Source organism: Candidatus Thiodictyon syntrophicum, assembly GCF_002813775.1.
In the GTDB taxonomy this organism is placed as follows: Bacteria; Pseudomonadota; Gammaproteobacteria; order Chromatiales; family Chromatiaceae; genus Thiodictyon; species Thiodictyon syntrophicum.
The window spans coordinates 202246-222632 of record NZ_CP020371.1 but is presented as its reverse complement, the minus strand read 5'-3'; the positions used below and the strand labels follow the sequence as shown (position 1 = coordinate 222632).

The 20387-nt window shown below is 69.3% G+C and carries 23 protein-coding genes and 1 tRNA gene; 1 reads left to right on the top strand and 23 read right to left on the bottom strand.

The window, feature by feature from the left end:
• Window positions 1-10: 10 nt before the first annotated feature.
• The 17 genes from THSYN_RS30330 to THSYN_RS30260 all read right to left on the bottom strand — a co-directional run bounded on the left by THSYN_RS30330 (window position 11) and on the right by THSYN_RS30260 (window position 13878).
• Window positions 11-1120 (bottom strand): efflux RND transporter periplasmic adaptor subunit, encoded by a 1110-nt coding sequence (locus THSYN_RS30330; RefSeq protein WP_100922817.1) that lies wholly within the window; start codon window positions 1118-1120, stop codon window positions 11-13.
• 215 nt (window positions 1121-1335) lie between these two features.
• Entirely contained in the window at window positions 1336-2556 is a 1221-nt protein-coding gene (locus tag THSYN_RS30325) for a TolC family protein (RefSeq protein ID WP_100922816.1), read from the bottom strand.
• Between the two features lie 116 nt (window positions 2557-2672).
• Window positions 2673-3893, bottom strand: coding sequence for a sensor histidine kinase (locus tag THSYN_RS30320; RefSeq protein WP_236849005.1), 1221 nt, complete (start codon window positions 3891-3893; stop codon window positions 2673-2675).
• Between the two features lie 151 nt (window positions 3894-4044).
• Window positions 4045-4710, bottom strand: a complete 666-nt coding sequence (locus THSYN_RS30315) for a response regulator transcription factor (protein ID WP_100922815.1) — start codon at window positions 4708-4710, stop codon at window positions 4045-4047.
• Window positions 4711-4991: 281 nt separating this feature from the next.
• Window positions 4992-5444, bottom strand: a complete 453-nt coding sequence (locus THSYN_RS30310) for a hypothetical protein (RefSeq protein ID WP_236849046.1) — start codon at window positions 5442-5444, stop codon at window positions 4992-4994.
• Window positions 5441-5758 carry a hypothetical protein gene (locus tag THSYN_RS36460; RefSeq protein WP_236849049.1) on the bottom strand — a complete coding sequence of 106 codons (318 nt, stop codon included), beginning with the start codon at window positions 5756-5758 and terminating at the stop codon, window positions 5441-5443. Before THSYN_RS36460 ends, THSYN_RS30310 begins: the two co-directional genes overlap by 4 nt.
• On the bottom strand, window positions 5755-6333 hold the full coding sequence (locus THSYN_RS30305; protein ID WP_100922813.1) for a hypothetical protein: 579 nt from the start codon (window positions 6331-6333) through the stop codon (window positions 5755-5757). Before THSYN_RS30305 ends, THSYN_RS36460 begins: the two co-directional genes overlap by 4 nt.
• Window positions 6330-7994, bottom strand: coding sequence for a hypothetical protein (locus THSYN_RS35565; protein WP_157818051.1), 1665 nt, complete (start codon window positions 7992-7994; stop codon window positions 6330-6332). The genes THSYN_RS30305 and THSYN_RS35565 overlap by 4 nt, the downstream gene beginning before the upstream one ends.
• Entirely contained in the window at window positions 7991-8434 is a 444-nt protein-coding gene (locus tag THSYN_RS30295) for a gp436 family protein (RefSeq protein ID WP_100922812.1), read from the bottom strand. The genes THSYN_RS35565 and THSYN_RS30295 overlap by 4 nt, the downstream gene beginning before the upstream one ends.
• A gap of 3 nt (window positions 8435-8437) precedes the next feature.
• On the bottom strand, window positions 8438-8764 hold the full coding sequence (locus THSYN_RS30290) for an HU family DNA-binding protein (RefSeq protein ID WP_157818050.1): 327 nt from the start codon (window positions 8762-8764) through the stop codon (window positions 8438-8440).
• Window positions 8761-8988, bottom strand: a complete 228-nt coding sequence (locus THSYN_RS34545) for a hypothetical protein (protein WP_157818049.1) — start codon at window positions 8986-8988, stop codon at window positions 8761-8763. Before THSYN_RS34545 ends, THSYN_RS30290 begins: the two co-directional genes overlap by 4 nt.
• 10 nt (window positions 8989-8998) lie before the next feature.
• Window positions 8999-9589 carry a hypothetical protein gene (locus THSYN_RS30285; RefSeq protein WP_100922810.1) on the bottom strand — a complete coding sequence of 197 codons (591 nt, stop codon included), beginning with the start codon at window positions 9587-9589 and terminating at the stop codon, window positions 8999-9001.
• Window positions 9582-10748, bottom strand: coding sequence for an IS4 family transposase (locus tag THSYN_RS30280; protein WP_100922798.1), 1167 nt, complete (start codon window positions 10746-10748; stop codon window positions 9582-9584). The genes THSYN_RS30285 and THSYN_RS30280 overlap by 8 nt, the downstream gene beginning before the upstream one ends.
• 110 nt (window positions 10749-10858) lie before the next feature.
• Window positions 10859-11305, bottom strand: coding sequence for a Mu-like prophage major head subunit gpT family protein (locus THSYN_RS30275; protein WP_100922809.1), 447 nt, complete (start codon window positions 11303-11305; stop codon window positions 10859-10861).
• 5 nt (window positions 11306-11310) lie between these two features.
• The gene (locus THSYN_RS30270; RefSeq protein ID WP_100922808.1) at window positions 11311-12072 is read right to left on the bottom strand and encodes a hypothetical protein; all 762 of its coding nucleotides are present in this window, start codon (window positions 12070-12072) and stop codon (window positions 11311-11313) included.
• Window positions 12069-13148, bottom strand: coding sequence for a phage protease (locus tag THSYN_RS30265; protein WP_100922807.1), 1080 nt, complete (start codon window positions 13146-13148; stop codon window positions 12069-12071). Before THSYN_RS30265 ends, THSYN_RS30270 begins: the two co-directional genes overlap by 4 nt.
• A gap of 202 nt (window positions 13149-13350) precedes the next feature.
• On the bottom strand, window positions 13351-13878 hold the full coding sequence (locus THSYN_RS30260; protein ID WP_157818048.1) for a phage virion morphogenesis protein: 528 nt from the start codon (window positions 13876-13878) through the stop codon (window positions 13351-13353).
• Window positions 13879-13914: 36 nt separating this feature from the next.
• Here THSYN_RS30260 and THSYN_RS34540 point away from each other — a divergent pair.
• A tRNA-Asn gene (locus tag THSYN_RS34540) sits at window positions 13915-13987 on the top strand.
• 3 nt (window positions 13988-13990) lie between these two features.
• Here THSYN_RS34540 and THSYN_RS30255 read toward each other — a convergent pair.
• From THSYN_RS30255 to THSYN_RS30230, 6 genes are all read right to left on the bottom strand, one after another.
• Window positions 13991-15211, bottom strand: a complete 1221-nt coding sequence (locus tag THSYN_RS30255; RefSeq protein ID WP_100922805.1) for a phage minor head protein — start codon at window positions 15209-15211, stop codon at window positions 13991-13993.
• Window positions 15204-15407, bottom strand: a complete 204-nt coding sequence (locus THSYN_RS30250; RefSeq protein ID WP_100922804.1) for a hypothetical protein — start codon at window positions 15405-15407, stop codon at window positions 15204-15206. Before THSYN_RS30250 ends, THSYN_RS30255 begins: the two co-directional genes overlap by 8 nt.
• Window positions 15400-15651 carry a hypothetical protein gene (locus tag THSYN_RS30245; protein ID WP_100922803.1) on the bottom strand — a complete coding sequence of 84 codons (252 nt, stop codon included), beginning with the start codon at window positions 15649-15651 and terminating at the stop codon, window positions 15400-15402. The genes THSYN_RS30250 and THSYN_RS30245 overlap by 8 nt, the downstream gene beginning before the upstream one ends.
• Before the next feature lie 2 nt (window positions 15652-15653).
• Window positions 15654-17288, bottom strand: a complete 1635-nt coding sequence (locus THSYN_RS30240) for a DUF935 domain-containing protein (RefSeq protein ID WP_100922802.1) — start codon at window positions 17286-17288, stop codon at window positions 15654-15656.
• Window positions 17288-18625 carry a hypothetical protein gene (locus THSYN_RS30235; protein ID WP_236849051.1) on the bottom strand — a complete coding sequence of 446 codons (1338 nt, stop codon included), beginning with the start codon at window positions 18623-18625 and terminating at the stop codon, window positions 17288-17290. Before THSYN_RS30235 ends, THSYN_RS30240 begins: the two co-directional genes overlap by 1 nt.
• A 205-nt stretch (window positions 18626-18830) precedes the next feature.
• A complete protein-coding gene (locus THSYN_RS30230; protein WP_100922801.1) occupies window positions 18831-20243 on the bottom strand; it encodes a transposase in 1413 nt (470 codons plus the stop codon).
• Between the last annotated feature and the right edge of the window lie 144 nt (window positions 20244-20387).

Below are 20387 nucleotides of genomic sequence, written 5' to 3'. Positions count from 1 at the left end.
GGGGTGATCGTCATTGTGCAGCGCCGAGCCAGGCGGCCTTGAGGGCGATGACGCCGCTCACTGCCACCTGATCCTGCAGACCAAGCGAACCGGCCACGACCGCGTTTTGCTCCTCCTCCGCGAGCACCTGGATCGGCATAGCCACGAAGCCGCCCGGACGTGCCACGAACAGGTAGGCCGCTCCAGCATTGCGCACCACCGCCGCGGCGGGGACCCGCCAACCGGTCTCGGGGGCCACACTGGCCAACTGAACCTCCACAAACTGGCCCGGGCGTAGTTGCTCTGTACCCTCAGTGACCGCGGCCCGCACCAGAACACCCTGATCCTCTGCGTGAACCATGCGCCCGACGGCGATGATGGCGCCTTCGGTGCCGAGCCCAGGAAGCAGGACCCGACCACCTTCGGCGAGACCGCCCACCCGGTCCACCGGGACATGGATCTCCAGCCATAAGGGCTTGAGCTGGGCCACCCGGTAGAGCGGGGTGGCGGCGGCCACCGACTGACCGGTGCTCACCAGTTGCTCCAGCACCACCCCGGCGATGGGCGCCAGGATCGGCAGCGTGCTGCTGAGCTTGCGGGTCTGGGCCAGTTGGTCGATGGCCGTCGGCGACAGTCCGGCGAGGCCCAGGAGCTGGCGCCCCTGATCCACCTGAGTGAGGAGTTCCCGCTGTTTGGCCTGGGTCTCCAGCAGGCGGCGCTCGGCGATCACGCCCTCCTTGTGGAGCATTTCATCGCGCTTGAGTTCTGTCTCGACCAGGGCCAGGCGGGTTACACCTTCCAGGAAGCGGCTTTGGGCCTCCACCAATTCCGGGCTGCGCATCTCCGCCAGGATCTGATTGGCGGCGACCTGCTCGCCCTCGGCTACCAGCAGGGCCGAGAGGATCCCAGCCTGGGGGGCAGAGACCACCCGCTGTTGGCGATTGGGCACCGTCACCCGGGCGGGATAGCGCCGGGTCAGGCTCTCGCCCGCCGACGTCGGCGCTGCCAGCACGATGCCGAAAGCCTGCTGCTGGGCTGGTTCCAGGGCGATCAAATTGGTGCCGGTTGCAGCACTGGCTCCGACATCGGGTTCCGCCGCAGCGGCCAGCACGGGGATACCCAGCAGGAGCAACAGGGACAACGAGAGACCGAGCGACCGCTTCTTGTCGGATGGATAAGCGGAGCGAATCCTCAACCCCACTGATCGCCATGCAAGCGCTTGGTGGATGCGGCGCGACTGTTCGCCGTATGCGCCACCCGGCACCTTGGCAAGCGCCTTATGCACTCTACGGACTTCGTCTGCATTCATCTGCGTACTCAACTCCTCGACCCCCAACGATGCCTGGCAGAGGTGGTTCATTCGGGCACCAGCCCCAGGGCCTGATTCAGTCGGGCGGCGGCGCGCCCCTGTTCCAACCGCCGTAACTCCAGGTCCAGGCTCGCCTGGCGGGCACGCTCCTGGGCCTGGAGCAGGGTCGTGAGTTCGGATTCACCCAGGTTGAAAGCGCGCCGCACCAGTTGTAAGGCATCCTGGGTCACCGTCTGACGTCGCGTGGCCAGTGCCAGGGCCTCAGTGGCACCCGCGACATCGATCTGCGCGGTTTCAAGTGCATGCTCGGCCTCGATCAGGGTACGGCGCCGGGTTGTCACTTCTTCGGTATAGGCCCGCTCCGCAAGCGCAATGGCCGGGGCCGAGTAGCTGGTCAGACCGAAGGGGACACTGATCTCCAGCTGCAGGGCGTCTGCGGCCTCGCTCCCGCGTCCGTCACGCACCCGCTTGGCGCCCAGGCTCAACAGCGGATTGCCGCGGCGCTGGCTGTGGACACGCTCGCGCTCGGCCCGAGCCTTGGCCACGGCGCCATCGCTGCTGGCCAGTAACGGATGATCGGCAGGCAAGTCGGCGTGGGCCTCGGTCGGGGTACCGGAGGGTGGCGGCGCCGTTTCGACCAGGGGCTCCGGGACGGTACGTAAGCCGGTCAAGTGAATGTAGCTTTGGATCGCTTGGTTGTAGTCGAGCTGCGCAGCCTGTAAGTCCACTTCCCGGGTCAAGGTGTCCTGCTGGGCCACCAGGAGGTCCATCCGCGCCAACTCGCCGGCCATGGTGCGTTTGCCGATGTCCTGTTCCAGACTGCGCGCCGCTGCCAGGGCGGCGGCGGCCTGGCGCAGTCGACCTTGGGCCAAGGCCGTCGTCCAGGCCGCCTCCCGCACCCGCCCGGCCATCTCCCAGCGCAGTAACCGGACCAGGGCATCGGCCTGGTTGCCCATGGCCGTGGCAATTCCTTGACTTGCGCTCCGCTGGCCCGGCATCCACAGGGGCAGATCGACCATGGCCTCCAGTTCATAGGCCCCGTCGTTCCCCGTTAGGGCGTCGGAGACCGACTTGGCCCGCAACGCCGGGTCCGCTGCCAACAGGCCTCCCGCCTGGCGGCGGATGGCGGCACTTTCCCCGCGCAGGGCAGCGACCCGGGACTCCTGCTGCTCGACCTGCAGGGCGCCAGTCACGGCCTCCGCCAGGGTGACAGCACGGGTGGGCGTTGCCGTCAGGGCGGCAAGCAGGGTCAGGGTGAGCGCAATCATCCGGGCATTGCTCGGGGGCGATGAACGGAGGGCGCGCGACATCAGGGTCACAGAGTCCATTTTCTGGACTCTACCCGTGCAAGCTGAAACGAAGCTGAATAGCGGCCTGCGCCCGCTCAGGACGTTGGTTCGAGACAGCGGACGGGCAAGCTGACGGCGGCCCGCAATCCGCCGAGGGTCGTGGAACGGCCAAGTTCAAGACGGCCGCCGTAAAGGTCCACGATCTCGCGCACGATGGAGAGTCCGAGCCCATGACCCGCGACCGACTCGTCCAGCCGCACACCGCGCTGGGCGATCGCGTCGAGTTCGGCCTCTGGGCAGCCGGGGCCGTCGTCCTCGATGCAGAGGCGTACGCCGTCGGGGGTCTGCATGAGAAAGCAGCTCACCCGGGTCTGAGCCCACTTGCAGGCATTGTCCAAGAGGGTGCCGATAAGCTCCAGCATGTCCTCCCGGTCTGCTGCCAGGACCCCGGACAGGTCCAGCCGACATTCCAGGGACAGATCCTGATCCGGGTACATCCGTTCCAGCAGTCGCTTGAGAACCGGCAATTCCGCCTGGGGGTCAAAGTGCAGACCGGGGCCGCCCGCCCCGGCCAAGCGGGCGCGCTTGAGTTCCCGCTCCAAGAGCGCCCCGACCCGCTCCAGTTGTTCGCGTAACACGGCCTGGGTGGCCGGGTCCGAACCCGTCGGCTGCGTGTCCAGAGTCTGGGTCATCAGGGTCAAGGGCCCCTTGAGGGCGTGGGCCAGGTTGCCGGCGACGTTGCGAGAACGCTCCAGCCGCTTGGCATAGAGCGTAAGCAGGCCGTTGATCTTCGACACCAGCGGCAAGATTTCCGCTGGCACGACCTCGGTCAGGGTGCTGGCTTCACCCCGCTCCAGGGCGACGATGTCCCGGTAGACCGGCCTCAGACAGGCAAAGGCGCGCCGCACGATCCGGCGTTGCACCCAGAGCATGGCAGTCAGTCCGCCCACCGCCATCAGGGCGAAGAGTTGTTCAAAGGATCGCAGGGGGCGGCGCACGGGGCTGAAGTCCTCGGCGACCACCAGGGTCAGGTCATGGCCCTGGTGCCGGAAACCGCCACCCAGGGTCAGGAGGTCTTGTCCGCGGGGACCCGCAGTGTGCCAATGGGCCGTCACCCCAGGGCTCAGGTTCGGCGCCTTCAGTTCAAAGTCACCCAAGGACCGGGAGCGGGCGGTTGCCCCGTCGATGATCCGCAGGGTGAAGTAATGCCCTGAGTCGGGCTCGTCATAGATTGGGCTCAGGTGCGGCGGGCGCACCTGGACCAAACCTTGGGGGGAGACATCCAGGGACGTGAGGAGGGCCTCCGCGTCATGCATCAAGCGCGAGACCACATAGGCGTCGGCGGTGCGGTGCAGGGCCTCGTGACCCAGCCACCAGGCCGCGCTGATCAGTAGCGCTAGACTCAGGCTCAGCCCCAGGCGCAGGCGACCCTCGATGGACGCGGTGGTGGACCGGCACTCCCGGCCGCTAGGGGTCCCCTTGGAAGCGGTAGCCCTGACCGCGCTGGGTGAGAATCCAGTGCTTGCCGAGCTTGTCGCGCAATCGCCGGACGTAGACCTCGATGGTGTTCCCGTCATGGTCGGCGGAGTCGTCATAGCAGTGATCCAGCAGGCGGGTCTTCGACAAGAGCTTGTTCGGGTTGAGCATGAAATAGCGCAGCAGCCGGAACTCGGTTGCGGTCAACTCCACTAGCTGACCATCCGGAAGCAGCGCCCGCTGGCGATCCTCGTCCAGGTGCAAGCCAGCGACCACCAGCCCCCCGCCCGCATGCCCGGCGGCGCGCCGGACCAGGGCGTTGAGTCGGGCGATCAACTCCTCCGTGTGAAAGGGCTTACCCAGATAATCATCGGCACCGGCCTTGAGCCCGTCCACACGCTCGTGCCAGGCATCGCGGGCGGTGAGTACCAGCACCGGAGTGGTGACACCGATCTGCCGCCACGCGCTCAACGCCGCAAGCCCTGACTGCCCGGGCAAGCCAAGATCCAGCACCACCACATCAAAGCTCGACTCCGCCCCCAGGACCTGGGCATCCAGTCCGTCGGCCACCCAATCAACCGCGAAACCAGCCGCCGTGAGGTCCCGCCGCAGGGCGGCCGCCAGGCTTTGTTCGTCTTCCACGAGTAGCAGACGCATGGTAGACCCTAGTTTGACACGGGGAATAGGGGATAGGAAATGGGGGAGGGGAGGGGGAGGGGGATAGGAAATCCAACCGCACGGGCGGCCACGGGCGGCTGAGGCGGGGCTAACGTAGCATCGCCGGGAGGAGCGTGGCAAGCCCCGCGAGGGCGCCGACGGGCGGGGACGGGGGCGAGGTCGCCATCTCGGAGAGGTACGAATGGGTGTGAAGGGTGGTTTGCCGGGGCCTGGGTGCAGGGAGGGGCGCGTCGCTGGCGGGTGGCGACGACGGAAGGAGGCTACCACTGCACTTCCTGGTTGAAGACATACTCGGGGGACGGTTGCGCCAGGGCGTCCCAGTCGGGTACGGCCTCGACCGGTGGGTCGTCCCAGGCCGGCGGCCCGCGGGCTGGGGCGATGCGGGGCGGCTCGGCTGGCTCGTCGAGAGCCAAGAGAATCCGCCGCACTGGGGTGGCCTCGGTGATGAAAGCGATGATGCGCATGTCGGCACCGCAGTTCGGGCAGACCAGGGGCAGGGACGCGAACAGGCGTGCGAGCAGCATGGCCCGCAGGTAGTGCGCCGGTGAGCGGCTACTCGGCGCCGCGGTAGTGGGCGCTGAAACTTTGGGCGGTGGCGGTGGGGAAGTCGGGTCCGCATCGCGCCCGTAGGCGGTGGCGGCTAGGCGCAACGGTGCATTGGGTGCCAGCACCCCATGGTAGCGGTGGCGGTGCAGCCGTGGCGGGGGGATCAGGGCTGCGAGATGGTCGATGAGCTCCAGCGGGCTGAGGGACAGCGCAGTGCGTCCGAGGGGGATAGGAAATGCGTCCCGTGCCGCGCCAGCCCCGACGAGTCCGTCGCGCTCGTTCCGGTGCCGTCCGCCAGCCGCCACCAGCCGCCGAGCCCTATCCGTAGGTCCGGGCCCGGCTGCAGCACGATCGTGCTCGCCACGGCCCCCGTGGGATGGGCATACCACCCGGGCGCCAAGTCCCGCCCGCCCGCGCCCCAGGCCCCCAGGCCCAGGGCGAGGGCGCACCCCAGCAGGAGCGGGGTGCGGCGCGGGCTCACGCGGCGGCCCCGGTGGGGAGGTCGGGCCAGCCGGCGTCGAGGTCGGGGGCCAGGCCGGGATGGTCGGCGACCCACGTCTTGAGGGCTTCGGCACGGGCCTTCACGGCGTTGGTGTAGTTGGTCGCTAAGAGCATGAACTGATCCACGCGCGCCTGGCTGGCGTCCGGCAGGGTCACACCCTCCACGCGGGCGGCGATCAGGCCGAGCGCGTCCACCATGTCGGCCGGGGTGGAGATGCGCAGGAGGTCCAGCGCCATGCCGATGCGGGCTTCGGCCTGCTGATCGATCGCCAGGGCCAGTTGCTCCGCCGGCAGCGTCGGCGTGGTGTAGGTGGTCAGCAGTTGATTGCCGGAGATGTTGATCTCCTCAGTCGGCACCAGGGCCTGCACGCGGGAGTCGTAGTCGGGCGGCATCTCCTCTTGCATCAGGAGGTATACGTAGTCCGCTCCGAGCCCTTGCAGGGCCGCGCCGGTCGGGTCCGGCCAGGTGCGGCGGCGCAGCAGCGAGCCGGTCGAGAGGGTCAGGATAGCCCAGCGGGCGGCGGTGCCCGGGACATCAACAGGGATCTGAATCACGGTGCGGACCTCGTGTAGTAGACAGTGAGTACGCAGTCCTTAGCGGTGCCGCCGCCGTCCACGGCGGTGATGTGCGCCTGTAGCGCATCGTCCGCGGCCATCGTTGCGGACGCGAAACTGGTGGTCGAACCCTCGCGGGCGGCCGACAGGGACAGCGTGCTGGAGAGCACGCTGGCGAACGCGGTCGCGCCCCAGTCGGCCGAGCGGCGCAGGTCCCACACCGCGGCGGTCACTGTGGGCGCCGTGGCGCAGCCGACGTGCAGCCGGGTCAGGGTGGCGGCGGCGGGGAGATTGGCGGTGCCCAGGAGGCCGGCGGTGAGGGTCGCGCCCGGGGAGGTGACCCACTCGATGTACTCATAGCGCAGGGGGTCGGTGCCGCCCGACGGCTCGGCATCGGTGATGCCGTAGCCGGTCCGCGTGGTCGGCGTCGTGGTGATCGTGGTCCACGCTTGGGTGTGGCCCGGCTGGCTGGCGCTCGCGGCCAGGCTGCCCTGGGCGGCGGTGGCGTAGGCGCTTGCGGCAGTGGTGGCGGCGGTGCCGAGTCCAAGCGCGGTGCGGGTCGCGGAGGCGCCGAGCATCTCGAAGATGCCGCCCATCTTGGTGACCGCGAATAGATTGGGATCGGACTGGCCGCTCGGGGCGTCGGTGAGTGACGCATGGGTCCCGAGGGCGCCGACCCCGAGCGCGGTACGCCCGGCCGCCGTGCTGGCCGCGGTCAGGACTGCGCGGCCGACGGTCGTGGCGTCGGTGATGTCGGCGGCGGCGACGCCGGCCGGCTCCGCGCCGATATCGGCGGCGGTGGCGGAGCCCGCGACGGCGCCAGCGGAGACACGCAGCACGCCGGTCAGCCCGCTCACGCTCGTGCTGGCGCTGATCGCGTTGGGCCCGGCCGGGCCCGTTGCACCGGCGGTGCCATCAGCCCCGGCGGCACCTTGCGGCCCCGCGGGCCCCTGCGGTCCGGCTGCGCCCGCGGCGCCTGCCGCGCCGGGTGCCCCGTCGGCGCCAGCCGCCCCGGCCGGGCCCTGCGGACCGGCGGGCCCCAGGGGCCCAACCTCGCCCACCACACTCGCCCACTCCCAGGCCGCGCCGCCGCTGGCGACGCGCGGCACCTGGCCGGCGGTGCCGAGCGCGCCCGGACCATCGAGCAGGCACGCGAGCGTGCTGCACCCGGAGCCGCCGCCGGTCGCGCTCCAGGCCGCGGCCAGGTCAACCCCCAACACCAGCCCCCAACCGGCGGAGGCGCCCGTTGGCGGCGGCAGCAGCCGCCCGGCCAGGACCTGCGCCGGGTCGATCGCCGCCGCGCCCGCCAGGTCGCGCAGCTCATAGACGGACGCGGTGTCCGGCATCTGCACGCAATAGCGCCCGCCGCGCCCGCCGCTGGCCGTAACGGTGACCAGATAGCAGGTCGCCCCGCCGCCGGCCACGGCGATGTCCGCGGTCGGGGTCAGGGTGAGGACCTGCTCCGCGTCCAGGTCCAGGGCGGTGTAGGTGGTCGCCCATTGCGCCGCCTGGAAGCCCAACACCGGGCGCTCCCCGGCCTGATCCACCAACTGCACGCTCGCGCGCCCGCCCGCCAGCGCCGGGATGCGCAACTGCGCCGCTGGCGCCGGCCCCGCCAGCGCGAGCGCCAGCGCGAGGGTCAGCGCGCCGCGCCGTCTCACGCCAGCCCCCCGCCGCTATCCCGGCCCCAGGCGTGCGCCCCGCTCTCCCATTGCAGGCCTGGTTCCGGCGGCGCGGCCGGGACCTCGGCCGGGGCGGCGCCGAAGCCGATCTTGCCCGCGGCCATCGCCTCCAGGGACTTGATGGCGGCGTCGTACTGGCGCTGCACATGCTCGGTGGGCGCCTGGCTGTAGAGATAGAAGCGCGTCAGCACGGCCGCCAGGCGGCGGATGGCGCCCGGGACTACCGTGAGCGGGACGCTGGTGCGGGCCTCCAGATAGGGGTCGATCTCCACCGCGGCGGTCTCGGCCGCGCCGGCCACCTTGGCCTCGTCGATGACGCCCAGGCCGGCGCTGTCGGTCAGTTGGATCAGCTCCGCCTCATCGGCGATGTGCATCGCGAGCAGGTCCGCGCTGGTGCAATAGGCGGGGCTGTGGGCCATGGGTCAGTCCAGGTCGGCCGGGTCGGCCGGGGTGTGGTCGGTCGGCGCGGCGGCGCTGGGCAGGCGCGCCCGCAATGCGGCGTACGGCTTGAAGCGCACGCTGGTGCGGGCCGGGCGTGCGTAGGTCTTGCCGTTGAGGGCGCTCTGGCGCGGCGGCTGCGCCTCCCGGTGGGTCAGACGGAAGGTGCCAAAATCGTGCAGGGTCACGTCGTGCCCCGCGGCGAGGCTGGCGCCGATGGCGCCCAGGACCAGGTCGACGGCGGCGGCACCGTTCGACTTGGCGACCCCCAGGGCATCGGCGACGGCGTTGCTCAGTTGGGACTTGTTCAAGGCGTCCTCTTGCGGCTCTTGGCCGCGGGGGCTGGTGAGGGGGCGGGCGGGTCGGCGGCAAGCTCCAGATCCATGCCGCCGATCCGATAGCCCGGGTCCTGCGCGATGGTCCAGGCCTGCGCCGGGGTCAAATAGGCTTCACTGGCGCCGAGCGGCCAGGTCCGCCCCGCCCTCACGGGCGGGGCGCCCGGGAGGCGCGTGACCAAATAGAGGAAGTTGTTCATCAGCGCGGCCTCAGTTGAGCGTCACCAGCACGGCCGACTCCCAGAACCCATACCCGGCCGCGCGGGTCGCATTGAGCCCGTACTCGTGCACGTCTTCGGCGAACTCGATCGGCGAGCCTTCGGCCTGCGCCTTGATCTGCAGCGCCTGTTCCTCCTGCCGCACCAGCGCCGGGTTGCGCCCGTCGGCGCGGAAGACGGCGAACTTGGTGGTCCAGACCGAGCGCGGGTCGACCCACAACTCGATCTGATACCCGGCCAGCGTCGCCAGCGTCACCAGCGTATTGCTGACGCTGACGGTATCGGCAATGACGGTCGAACCGAGCGCACCGGCCGCGGCGCCCATGAAGGTCAGGGGCACGCGCACCACGAAGCGGCGCGCGCTGGAGTTCAGCAGCCGGCCCTTCTCGGTCTTGGCGCCGATGATGCACTGCATGGCGTAGATGATCGCCGCCGACATCTCGGCGGTGGTCGGGGTCGCCGGGGTGGTCACGTTGTAGGTGACGCTGTTGCTCTGGGTCTGGCCCGCGCCGGCGGATGGGTTGGCGTGGTCGGTGTCGAAGAAGTACTGCTCGTCGTCACTGGTGTCCCAACGTTTAATCAAATAAATTCAATTGCTTACCTTCCGGCGGGTCCCGCGGATCGCAGTCGCGATCAGTAAGCAATTGATTTATCGGGGTGCGTTCGAATATAGTCAGACTCAGGACCTGTAGCAAAGTGTAGAGACTAACATCCATATTCAAACGCTTCTTTAGAATAGCTATTAATACGTAAGTCGCTATTGCTATCCAGATTTGCGATTTGACCGCGTTCTCGGATGTGCCAAAGAACGCCTTTATGCGCAGGTGTTGCTTGATCCATTTGAAGAACAGTTCCACTTGCCAACGGCAGCGGTAGAGTTCCGCAATCGTGAATGCCGGTAACGCGAAATTGTTAGTCAGGAATACGAATGTGTGGTCTGTCGCCGCATCATGATACTTGATGCGCCGAAGCTTTTCCGGGTAGAATTGCGGCGTGTGAACGCCGGTCGGGACGACGGTCTGATCGCAGATTAGACCGGTTGCCTTATCGATCGGTCGGGAATAGACGCGTCGCAGCTTCGTATTTGATTTCGCCCGCGTGACAAAGAAGGCCGCAGCGAGTGTGAAGCGATATAGGCGCGCGAAGTCCAAGTACCCGCGGTCCATAATGTAGAAGGCGCCGGGTTCCGGAACCAGGAAGTCGAGGGCGTTGACATCGTGGAGCTTGCCATCGGAAATATGCAGGAATGTCGGTATGTTACCGCGCAGATCCAATAGCGTATGCATCTTTACGGCCGCCTTCGTGTGACGGAACGGTGCCCACGGAAACAGCGACAAGCAGAGATCGATAGTCGACGAGTCCAACGCATAGACGGTATTGGCAAGATCGATCCCGAAGGAATCGTTGACATAAAGATCGCGCGCAATCCCAATTAGGGCCTGAGCGAAATCCGCGTAGATGCGCCAGTCACGGACCTTATTGGCATTGGCCAGGGTATTGCGCGCGATTCCCCCGCGAATGCCCATATGGTAAAGCTTGCTTTGGTGGGCGCGCAAACAGGCTTCAATGTCGCGCAGACTCTCCCGGTAGGTTAACTGCGCAAACGTCATACAGAGAAACTGGTCCAGACATGTGAACGACTTGATCTTGCGATGGCCGCCGTAACGCTGTACGCATTGCCAGAAAATCGGCAGTGGAAGATGCTCGGTGATCTGCGCGAATACCAGTTTGCCTGCGTACATGAAGCCGTGTCTCCCGCCCGTTGGATGGGGCGGAAGATTGGCGCACGGAGCGAGCGGCGTTCAAGTCGATTTTCCAGAGAAACGCCGCTTTCAAAAGAAATATCAGAATCTTACAGGGTCGTACACGAAACGCGTTGGGACACTAGTGGCTCGTCGTAACACTTCGCCGCTTCGCCCGCCTCAATCAGCGCGGACCCCAGGTCGGCCCAATGCTCGGTGTTGGCCAACGCCAGGCCGGAGATCCGTTGGCGAATCTGCCCGGTCTTGTCGCGGCGCATCCACGCCACCGGCAGCTTGATCGTGGCCTCAAACGGCCGGTTACGCAGGCTGTAATTGCTCTCGGTGAGCCCGACGGCCTGGCGCCCGCCGATCCACTCACGCATCTTGGGCGTCTCGCCGATCCAGGCGTAATCCTCCACCTCTTGATCCGACGACAAGACCTCGGAGAAGACCCGGGCGATCCACGCCTCGGCGTTGTCCTGCTCGATGGCCTGTTGAATGGCGCCGACGATGGCGCGCGAGGTGGACAGACGGGCCGGGAAGCTGGGGGTAGGCATGGCGGTTACTCCTTCACCCACGTGCCGGCCAGGCGCGTGGCGATGTAGCCGTCAGCGTCGCCGTGCATCAGCACGACGTGATCGCCGCGGCGGGCGGTGGCCTTGGTCAGAATCAGGTCCTTGTTGTCGACCCCGGCCAGGTCCGCGGCCAGGATCATGTCGGCCGCGGCCGGGCTGACTGTCACCAGTACGGTGCCGTAGCTGCCGCCGCAGGCGATGGCGCACCCGCCCAGGCCATCGGCGATGGCCGGCAGGGTGATGACGCCGGCATCGGCGGTGATCCAGAACAGCTTGCCGCTGTCCTGGGCGTCCAGGGTCTTGGCCTCGGCGACCGCCTCACGGATGGGCCAGGCGCCCCAGGGATCGGCGAAGGCCGGATCGAACTCGACCACGGCCAGCGCCGCGGACACCCAACGGCGCACGAACCCGACGAACACCCCGCCCACGGGCGAGAGGCTGTAGGTGTCGTCATCGGCGGCGTAGACCGGGCAGCCCACATCGGTGATCGCCGCGCCGGTGACCGGGAGTTGGACCGCGCCGCGGCGCTGCACCTGCACCAAATCCACCCCGGCGGTGCTGCCGCTGGTGAACGGGCCGGTGGCGAAGCCGACGAAGCGGTCCGCGCTGGTGAGCGGGCGCGCGTGGCCGGTGGCATCCACCAGGCCGACCGCGGCGCCCTCATAGATCGTGTCACTGGCGACCATGGCGTACTGCCCCAGGTCGCCGCCCTCGAAGGGGCGGGGCTTGTTGACGGATAGGGTAGTCATTGGGCGGCTCCGAAAATGCGCACGCTGCCGGCGGCCTCGGCGCGTTGGAAGGCGGCATAAACCTCGGGCGACCCGAACTCTTGGGCCAGGGCCTCAGTCCACTCGCCCGCCGCGGCCGCCGCGGCGACGGCCTCGGGGGCCTGGCCGCCAGTCTGGGTCCCGGACAGGGCCGCGATCGGGGTCAGGGAGCCCAGCAGCCCTTGCAGGGCCGGGAGCACAAGGGATTGGGCATGAGTGTGCAGCAGCGAGCCGGGCGTGAGCCGGCCGTCGCTCAGGGCGGCGGTCAGCAGGGTGTCGCGGGTGCGGGTCTGGGCGTCGTTGGTCAGGGCAGCGACCTGGCGTTGCAGGTCGGCGACCAGGTCGGCCGGTACCGCGGCCTGCACCTGGGCCGTCAAGGCCGCGATGCGGGTCTCGCGCGCGGCCAACAGCGCCGGCAGCGAGGTCGCCGCGGTGCCGTCGGGGCCGTTGCCCAACATCGACTTGAGCGTGTCGAGCTGCGCGAGCAGCTCCGGGCCGGTGGTGGTCAGCGGCAGGTTCAGGAGGTAGAGCAGGCGCTCGCGTAGCTCATCCATCGGGGACTCCGGGGGGGTGAGAAGTAGGGAAGCAGCGGCCAGTGCGACCGCCGGAAGGCAGTCCAGGGCCGGGGTGTTGGTCAGGGCCAGGTGCAGCAGGTCGATGACCCGGCCGCGCGCGTCATAAGTGAAGACCGGGGAGAGGTAGCGATACTCATCGGCGCCGATCGCGGCGGCGGCGCGGGCGGTCCAGTCCACCGGGGCGACCAGGCCAACGGCAGGCTCAAAGCGGATGGTCGCCGGGCGCACCCAGCCGGCGGCGGGGGCCGGCTGGCCGTTCTGCGCCGCGCGCAGGGTCTGGTGCTCGTAATCGACCGGGATATCCTTGACGCGCCGGCCCAGGGCCTCGGCCAGGATATAGCCGCGGTCGTCCGACAGGCACCAGGGGCCCGCGCCCAGCATGGCCCCGCGCGGGGCGTCGAAGGTCCCGGCGGGCAACAGCAGTTGCGCCGCCCCGACGGTGGCGGGGAGCGCGAGGGCGGCGATGCGGGGGGGGGTTGGCATGGGCGCATCCTGACGGACGCGCGGGGGTGTTGGGGGGCGGTTATTGCGCCGTTTTGGGGCGGTTACGGGCGGACACGATAAGCGGCGTTTTGAGCCCCGGGCCCCCCGCGCCGCGGCGGGTGCACCGGGTCACCCCGGCCGCTCGATTGGTGAGCGATTTAAACGGGGTTTAAACGGGGTTCCGATCCCCGGCCGCGGTCGGTCAGGGCGTGCGGTTCAGATGCCGCCGCAGGATGGCCCGAATCTCCTCCCGATCGGCCGCAGCCAACCCCAGGAAGCGCCGCGCCGGGATGTCCCCCCACAGGTGCGGCCACTGGGCGCGGGTGCCGCCGAATTGCTGCATCGCTCCATAGATGCGGTTGGTGCCGATCGCCACCGCGGCGCCGCCGGCTTCCAGTTGATAGCGGATGCTGCCCTGGAGCAGGCCGGAGTCGCGCAGGATGCGCTTGGACCCCAGGCGCTTGGCGCCGCGGGCGCTGAGGCTGCCGTTCTTCTTGAAGCCCTTGCCGCCGCGGTTCAGGTGGCGCAGCAGGGTCACGTCGCTGTTCGGTGCCCAGGGCGTACCGTCCGGCGCCGCCTGGGCACGGAAGCGCCGGTCGGTGGCCAGCAGCAGGTACTCGCCGATATCGCGCAGGGCCGCGGCGGGCTTCCCGACCTTGGCGATCAGGGCGCCCAGGGCCGTGCGCACGGCGGCGTCGTCGACGGTGATGGTGAGGTTGACGCCGGCCATTGGTGTTCTGCTCCCCGTTGGGCTAATCTGATCTAAGGCACCGAGTACCTGCATCGGTTACAGGACGGTCATTTACCGCTTATGGAGGTTCGACTCCCCCCCGGTGCCGCCCCTACTTCCCCGGCACCGTGATCGGCACCCACTCACCACCCTTCACCGCGCCTGCGATGTTCATATCATCGACCCGAAAGGCGCTGACAATCTGATTGAGCCCACCCTGCTTGCGCGTCTTGCCGGGGTCGAACTCCACCGCGACCTTGGCCGGTCCAAGTGACTCGCTGACGAACATCAGTTTACCCGAGCGGGTATCCCGATAGATCGCCCCCGGGTTGCGCAGCAAGGCCGGCAGCGCGCGCCACTCGTCGGGGCTCAAGGCGTTTTGCGCGGCCGCGTGGCGCGTCTGCTTGGGACCCAACGGCAGATAGTCGGCGATGGCAATCTCGGCAGTCGCCGGTTGCGGGTGCCCGTGCTCACGCAGCCAATCGAGGACCGGCGGGTGCAGCGCGCCCACCACTGCCACCCGCCCGCGTGCTTGCGTGCCGCTCCAGTCGTCGAAGGTCTCCTTCCATGCCAGGTCACGCTCCAACGCCAAGGCATCAGCCATTGCCGCGGCCAAGGCCGCGCCGATTGGCGCCTCCAGCCGGGTCAGCTTGGTGTCGATCAATTCAGCCAGCGGGCGGGTGCGGCTCGCCCCCGGCGCATAATCCCACCCCCGACCGATCCCGCTGGTATCCCCCGGCGGCACCGGCGCCCGGTCCGGCCCGGCCTTACCCAGTTTCTCCAGGTCCTGGTCACTGACCGCGAACACCCGGCACTGGCAGCCCCAGCCGTTGGGCGGGTAGTGCGTCTTCCAGAACGGATCATCGACCGGCAGCGCCAGGCCGTCCCAGGCCAGGTGTTCCGGGCGCGGGGTCATGACGCCGTCACTGTGACGATAAAGGAGGTACGGCCGGGTCGCCTTGACCTCCTGAATCTGCGCCCAGCGCCCGGCGGCATAGCTGGTGCGCAGGTTGGTGCTGTAAATAACCTCAGTGCGCCAGGCGCGGCCCTCCGCGGTGCCCTCCCCGGTCCAGCCGGTCCAGCCGTTCTTCTCCACCAGGGCGTCGAAGTCGCGGCGGAACTCCGCGAGCGTGGTGCCCTGCTCGATCCCCTTGAGTACCGCCGCGTTGAGGTCGGCGAGCAGGTCCGCCTTGGTCGCCCCGGCCACCACAAAGGCGCGGTCGTGCGCCGCGCCCAGGAGGTCGTCCCAGCGCTCAGTGGGCAGGTTCAGCTTCGTCTTGAAGAAGGCGATCTGCTCGGCGAAGGGAAGGGAGCCGTAGGCGGGGTCAGGCATGGTCGGCCGCGCCCTCCGGCAGCGCTGGCCGTGCCGCCCACAGGGGCGCGTTGTCGCCGCCGCAGGGCTCGCCGCGCAGGATGGCCAGCACCCAAGGCGTGGGGACCTTATAGGCCGGGTGCCGACAGACCGACCTGGTCCCGCTGTCGCGGAACTCGAAATGCCAACACTCCCAGTAGGCGCGGCGCTCAGTCATCGGCAGCGCCCGCCCGGCCGCGCCCCGTGCGTGGAACCGGGCAGCACCGGGCAACAGCCGCCTGAAGTGCAGCAATGACGGTCGGGACCCACGACAGGGGGATCAGCAGGTCAGCGCCCTCAAGGTCGATCTCGACGTCATCGGCGTCCGCCCACGTCGCGGCGCCGGGGTAGACGCGGACATAGCCAGATGGGTCCCTGATGACGTCATCGACCTTGTCATGGATCACCAGCGGATCAGTCATGTTCAGGCTCCATGGTCGATGTCATACCGCCCGGCCAGATCAGCCGCCGCCAGGCCCTCGGCCAGCACCGCGACCAGGGAACCGCCCGGTAGTTCCGGATACATGCCCAGTAACCGGGCGTTGAAGCTCGCCATGTCTTCTCCCGCGGCCAGCGCCGCATCCAGTTCGCCCCGCACCGCGGCGGCCATGGCGAGCATGGCGGGTTCCGCCAGCCGCGCCAGGGCCGCGGTGTGGGTCTCGGCGTAGTCGGGCGGGAGCCGGGGCGTCTCGCCCCGGCCGGTGGCGGCGGCGGCGAGGGCCGTGATCTCATCAGCGGGGACCGCGGGCTCGCCGGCCGCGCCGGGGCGGGACGCCCCGGCTCCCAGGGTCGGCTCATCCCCGGCCGGCTCCGGGATCCCGGTCTGCTCGCGCACCCAGGCGACCGGGATGAAGGCGCCCATGCCGGACGCGGTCAGCCGCTGCAAGGAGGTCGAGAACGCGGTCAGGTCCTGCGGCTCGCGGGTGTCGAAGCGCCACACCGGCGCCCGGCGCGGATCATCCACCAGGCCGTTGAGCGCCGCGACCGGATAGACCAGGTCGCGGCCCAGGGTGCTCTGCACCTGGCGTGCGTCGGACAGCAGCAGGTCGCGCTTGACCTCCCCTTGCAGGTCCGCGACGCCGGAGCCCATGCCGGTCGCGGCCGGGGTGCTGGAGAGGCTGCCGCCCAGGATGGCGCGCGACATGACGGCGTCGGCATACTGGACCATGGCGAGGAAGGGGTCGGCCTGGCCCTCGGCGGCGGCCAGCAGGTCGATTCGCATCCCCTCGGGCATGATGCCGGCGGCGTGGCGGCCCAGGTCGCGCACGGCGCGGAACAGGGTGGCCTTCTCGGTGGACCCTGCGCCGCTGGGGTAGTAACCCAAGCGCATGGGTAAGCCGTAGATCTCCAGCCACTCGGCCATGTCGCGCAGGCTGAACTGCCGCATGATCCAGGGCCAGGCGAGGACGCGATAGAGCCCGGCGCGCGCCAGATAGCCGGAGCGCGCGCGGTGGGTGTGGGTGAGCCAGCCGTAGGGCCACAGTTCGGCGCCGTCCGCGGACCCGTCGCGCAGGCGCAACTGGGTGCGGGTGCCCTGGTCCAACTGGAACCAGGTCTGCGGCCGGTGCTCGATGTGGACCGGCAGGCGTTCGGTGCCGGCGCCGGACCAGGTGACTTCAAGGCACGCGAAGCCGTGCCCGACCGCGTCCATCAGGTCGAGCAGCACGTCTTCCAGATCCGGGATGCCGCCCAGCAGCTCCGCCACGGCCTTGGCCTGGCGCTTCTCTTTGCCGCTGGGGTCGCGCGGCGGCTCGATGCTCCAGGGCACGCTGAGGATGGCGCGGCGCCGCTTGGCCATCTCGGCGTGCAGGTGCGGGTCGCGCTCCTCCATATCGAGGTACAGCTCGGACTGCTGGGTCAGGTCGCCGCTCTCGGCGCCTTCCAGGAGCCCGGCCAGGCGTTCCGGCGTGAGGCCGCGCACCGGGTGCCCGGCGAAGGTACGCGCGAGCGCCTGGGTGGTGGCGCCCTCGGTCTGGCGCGCGGCCAGCGTCTTGGGGGCGACCGGGCGGCCGAAGTAGTCGGCGAGCGCGGCGGCGGCGGTGCGCAGTAGTCCGGCCATCAGTAGAGTCCTCGGCGGTCGTCATCATCAGCGGCGAGCGGGTCGTCGAAGGCACGGGCGGGGTCGGCGCGGGTGCCGCGCGGGACGGACTCCCATTCGATCGGCCCGGACGCGGGGTGGCTGGCGGCGAATTCCATCAGGCAGCCGGCGATGGCGCCGTCGCCATGGCGGATCAGGTCCGGGTCCTTCAGGTCCTTGCGCTCCAGCTTCGGCACCATCGGGATGCCGTCGACATACTCGACCGCGCGGTGGTCGTCCTCGAGGCTGGCATCGCGCGGCAGGGTCAGGTACCCGTCCTCGAACAGTTGCAGGTAGCGCCCCATGTGCTCGGCGTACCAGGCGCGGCTCAGCACGATCTCATGGATAGGGCCGCCGCTGTAGCGGCCGGTCTTGGCGTCCAGGGCGGCGCGGCCGTAGCGGTCCCCGGTGTATTCCATCAGCGTCTGCCCGGGGCCGGTGGCGTCCCCGGCGAAGGTCCAGCGCCCGCGCGGCAGGGCATCGAGCAGGGTCCACAGGATCTGCTCCTGCTGGCGGGCGGGCGCATTGGCCAGCTCCACGATGAAGGGGGCATCGCGGCGCAGCTCCTGCGACAGCAGCGCCGGTACGATGACGGTGAAATGGCGATGGCGCGCGAAGTCCATGCCGACCGCCCAGCGGGCGCCCGGCCCGGGGGCCGCTCCCGGTTGCTGGGGCCGACACAATGGGTCGAGCACCGGGCGCAGGTGGGCGGCGATCCACACGGCGCACCAGGCCTCGCGCGCGCCCTCGCTCTGGTGGGTGCAGTCGTCGGGGAAGACGATGCGCAGCACCGGGCGCACCTCGGGCATGGCGCGCTCGATCCACACCGTGGGGATGGCGGTACCGGAGCCGTCGCGCGGGATGGCGTCCAGTTCCTCGCGCATGGCCGCGGTGCGCGGGCCGTAGGCGGCGCGGATAGCGGTGTACCACTCGCGCTTGCCGTCCGCGGTGACCGCCTTGCCCTGCATGGCGCAGGCACGCTCATAGAGCCCGTTGGCCACCGCGTCGTCGAAGGTGATGCGGATCGCGCGCGCGCGGGCGCCGTAGCGCCCGGCCCGCACGTCGGTCAGCAGTTCGTTGAAGGGGTTGCGCTTGCCGCGATGGGTGGACCAGACGCGAATCTTGCCGCCCCAGATCAGGAGCGCCGTGGCGGACTCCAGGACCGCGCGCACGTTCTTGTGCAGCGCCGCCTCGTCAAGGTCCACCACGCCTTGCAGGCCGTGAATGTTCTCCGGCCGGCTGCTGAGCGCCGTGATGCGGAAGCCCGAGCCGAAGCGCACCCGGAAGGACTGGATCTGGCGGGGGGATAGGAAATCCAACCGCACGGGCGGCCACGGGCGGCTGAGGCGGGGCTAACGTAGCATCGCCGGGAGGAGCGTGGCAAGCCCCGCGAGGGCGCCGACGGGCGGGGACGGGGGCGAGGTCGCCATCTCGGAGAGGTACGAATGGGTGTGAAGGGTGGTTTGCCGGGGCCTGGGTGCAGGGAGGGGCGCGTCGCTGGCGGGTGGCGACGACGGAAGGAGGCTACCACTGCACTTCCTGGTTGAAGACATACTCGGGGGACGGTTGCGCCAGGGCGTCCCAGTCGGGTACGGCCTCGACCGGTGGGTCGTCCCAGGCCGGCGGCCCGCGGGCTGGGGCGATGCGGGGCGGCTCGGCTGGCTCGTCGAGAGCCAAGAGAATCCGCCGCACTGGGGTGGCCTCGGTGATGAAAGCGATGATGCGCATGTCGGCACCGCAGTTCGGGCAGACCAGGGGCAGGGACGCGAACAGGCGTGCGAGCAGCATGGCCCGCAGGTAGTGCGCCGGTGAGCGGCTACTCGGCGCCGCGGTAGTGGGCGCTGAAACTTTGGGCGGTGGCGGTGGGGAAGTCGGGTCCGCATCGCGCCCGTAGGCGGTGGCGGCTAGGCGCAACGGTGCATTGGGTGCCAGCACCCCATGGTAGCGGTGGCGGTGCAGCCGTGGCGGGGGGATCAGGGCTGCGAGATGGTCGATGAGCTCCAGCGGGCTGAGGGACAGCGCAGTGCGTCCGTCACGCTGTGGCTCCGGCAGACGATAGACGATCCGGTCTTCGCTGACCTGTTCGATCCGCTCAAGGGCGAAGGGCGGGCGTGCGCAGTAGCGTAGCAGCCGCTCCAGTCCAGCCCGGTCGTCGCCGGCGATGCACACCGAGGCGTCGAGCGAGAAGCCGCTATTGTCCCAAGTCAGCATGTCGCGGGCATCATCGGGATCGAGCAGCCCGCGGCGGGAGAACCAGCGCAGCACGCGGCGGCGCACCTGCGCTTCGATTACGGCAACCTGTTCTGGCGCCAGTGACGAGGCCTGCCGGAACTGGACCCCGCCGGCTTGCAGCGGCTCGAACACCCCGTCGAGGATGCAGCAGTGGTAGTGGATGTGGCGATTGAGCGAAGCTCCGAAACGGTGGACGAAGCTCACCGCCCCGAAGCGGGCCCGCGCAGAGGCCTCGGGACAGATTCTGCGCAGATGGGTTTCGACCACCCGCAGGAAAATGTGCAGCACGGCGGTCACGGCCCCGGGCTCCCGCTCCAGGTACCAGCGCAGGCGCTTGGGTACGGACAGCACCCACTGGCGCACCGGCAGGGGCGGGAAAACGTGATCGACCAGGTGGGCGGCGGTCTCGGCCATGCGCCGGGCATTGCATGAGGGGCAGATGCGCCCCTTGCAGGAGAAAGCCACCAGGAAGTCCTGGCCGCACGCCGGGCAACGCGCCTGACAAAAACCGTAGGCCAGGATGCCGCACTCCAGATAGCGTCGGAGTTCGCGCTCCACGTAGCCGGGTACCGCGTGACCATCGCCGTCGCAAGCCAGTGCGAGGTAGGTCTCCAGGTGCTGCTGGACGAGGCGGTAGAGGACGGTTTGCTCGGGGCGACGACGGGCGTAGACAGCGGGTCGGCATCCCGGTGGGTTGGCGGCCATGTCGGCAGCGCGGTGCGACCATGCGGATAGCTGTTTTTATGTACAGCATAGCAGGGTAACCGGGGGGCTGCGGCAAATGTCCGCTGTCCGGTGGACTGCTGCCATTGAGATTTGGGGAGCCAGCGTCCGCTCTGGGTCGGGAGC

Bases quoted from the DNA above. Each gene is read 5' to 3' on its own strand.
- THSYN_RS30250 (WP_100922804.1), bottom strand. From the start codon at position 15,407: ATGACTGAGCGCCGCGCCTACTGGGAGTGTTGGCATTTCGAGTTCCGC.
- THSYN_RS30265 (WP_100922807.1), bottom strand. From the start codon at position 13,148: ATGCCAACCCCCCCCCGCATCGCCGCCCTCGCGCTCCCCGCCACCGTC.
- THSYN_RS30240 (WP_100922802.1), bottom strand. From the start codon at position 17,288: ATGGCCGGACTACTGCGCACCGCCGCCGCCGCGCTCGCCGACTACTTC.
- THSYN_RS30255 (WP_100922805.1), bottom strand. From the start codon at position 15,211: ATGCCTGACCCCGCCTACGGCTCCCTTCCCTTCGCCGAGCAGATCGCC.
- THSYN_RS34545 (WP_157818049.1), bottom strand. From the start codon at position 8,988: ATGAACAACTTCCTCTATTTGGTCACGCGCCTCCCGGGCGCCCCGCCC.
- THSYN_RS30320 (WP_236849005.1), bottom strand. From the start codon at position 3,893: ATGCATGACGCGGAGGCCCTCCTCACGTCCCTGGATGTCTCCCCCCAA.
- THSYN_RS30245 (WP_100922803.1), bottom strand. From the start codon at position 15,651: ATGACTGATCCGCTGGTGATCCATGACAAGGTCGATGACGTCATCAGG.
- THSYN_RS30260 (WP_157818048.1), bottom strand. From the start codon at position 13,878: ATGGCCGGCGTCAACCTCACCATCACCGTCGACGACGCCGCCGTGCGC.
- THSYN_RS30275 (WP_100922809.1), bottom strand. From the start codon at position 11,305: ATGCCTACCCCCAGCTTCCCGGCCCGTCTGTCCACCTCGCGCGCCATC.
- THSYN_RS30325 (WP_100922816.1), bottom strand. From the start codon at position 2,556: ATGATTGCGCTCACCCTGACCCTGCTTGCCGCCCTGACGGCAACGCCC.
- THSYN_RS30280 (WP_100922798.1), bottom strand. From the start codon at position 10,748: ATGTACGCAGGCAAACTGGTATTCGCGCAGATCACCGAGCATCTTCCA.
- THSYN_RS30315 (WP_100922815.1), bottom strand. From the start codon at position 4,710: ATGCGTCTGCTACTCGTGGAAGACGAACAAAGCCTGGCGGCCGCCCTG.
- THSYN_RS30270 (WP_100922808.1), bottom strand. From the start codon at position 12,072: ATGACTACCCTATCCGTCAACAAGCCCCGCCCCTTCGAGGGCGGCGAC.
- THSYN_RS30230 (WP_100922801.1), bottom strand. From the start codon at position 20,243: ATGGCCGCCAACCCACCGGGATGCCGACCCGCTGTCTACGCCCGTCGT.
- THSYN_RS30295 (WP_100922812.1), bottom strand. From the start codon at position 8,434: ATGGCCCACAGCCCCGCCTATTGCACCAGCGCGGACCTGCTCGCGATG.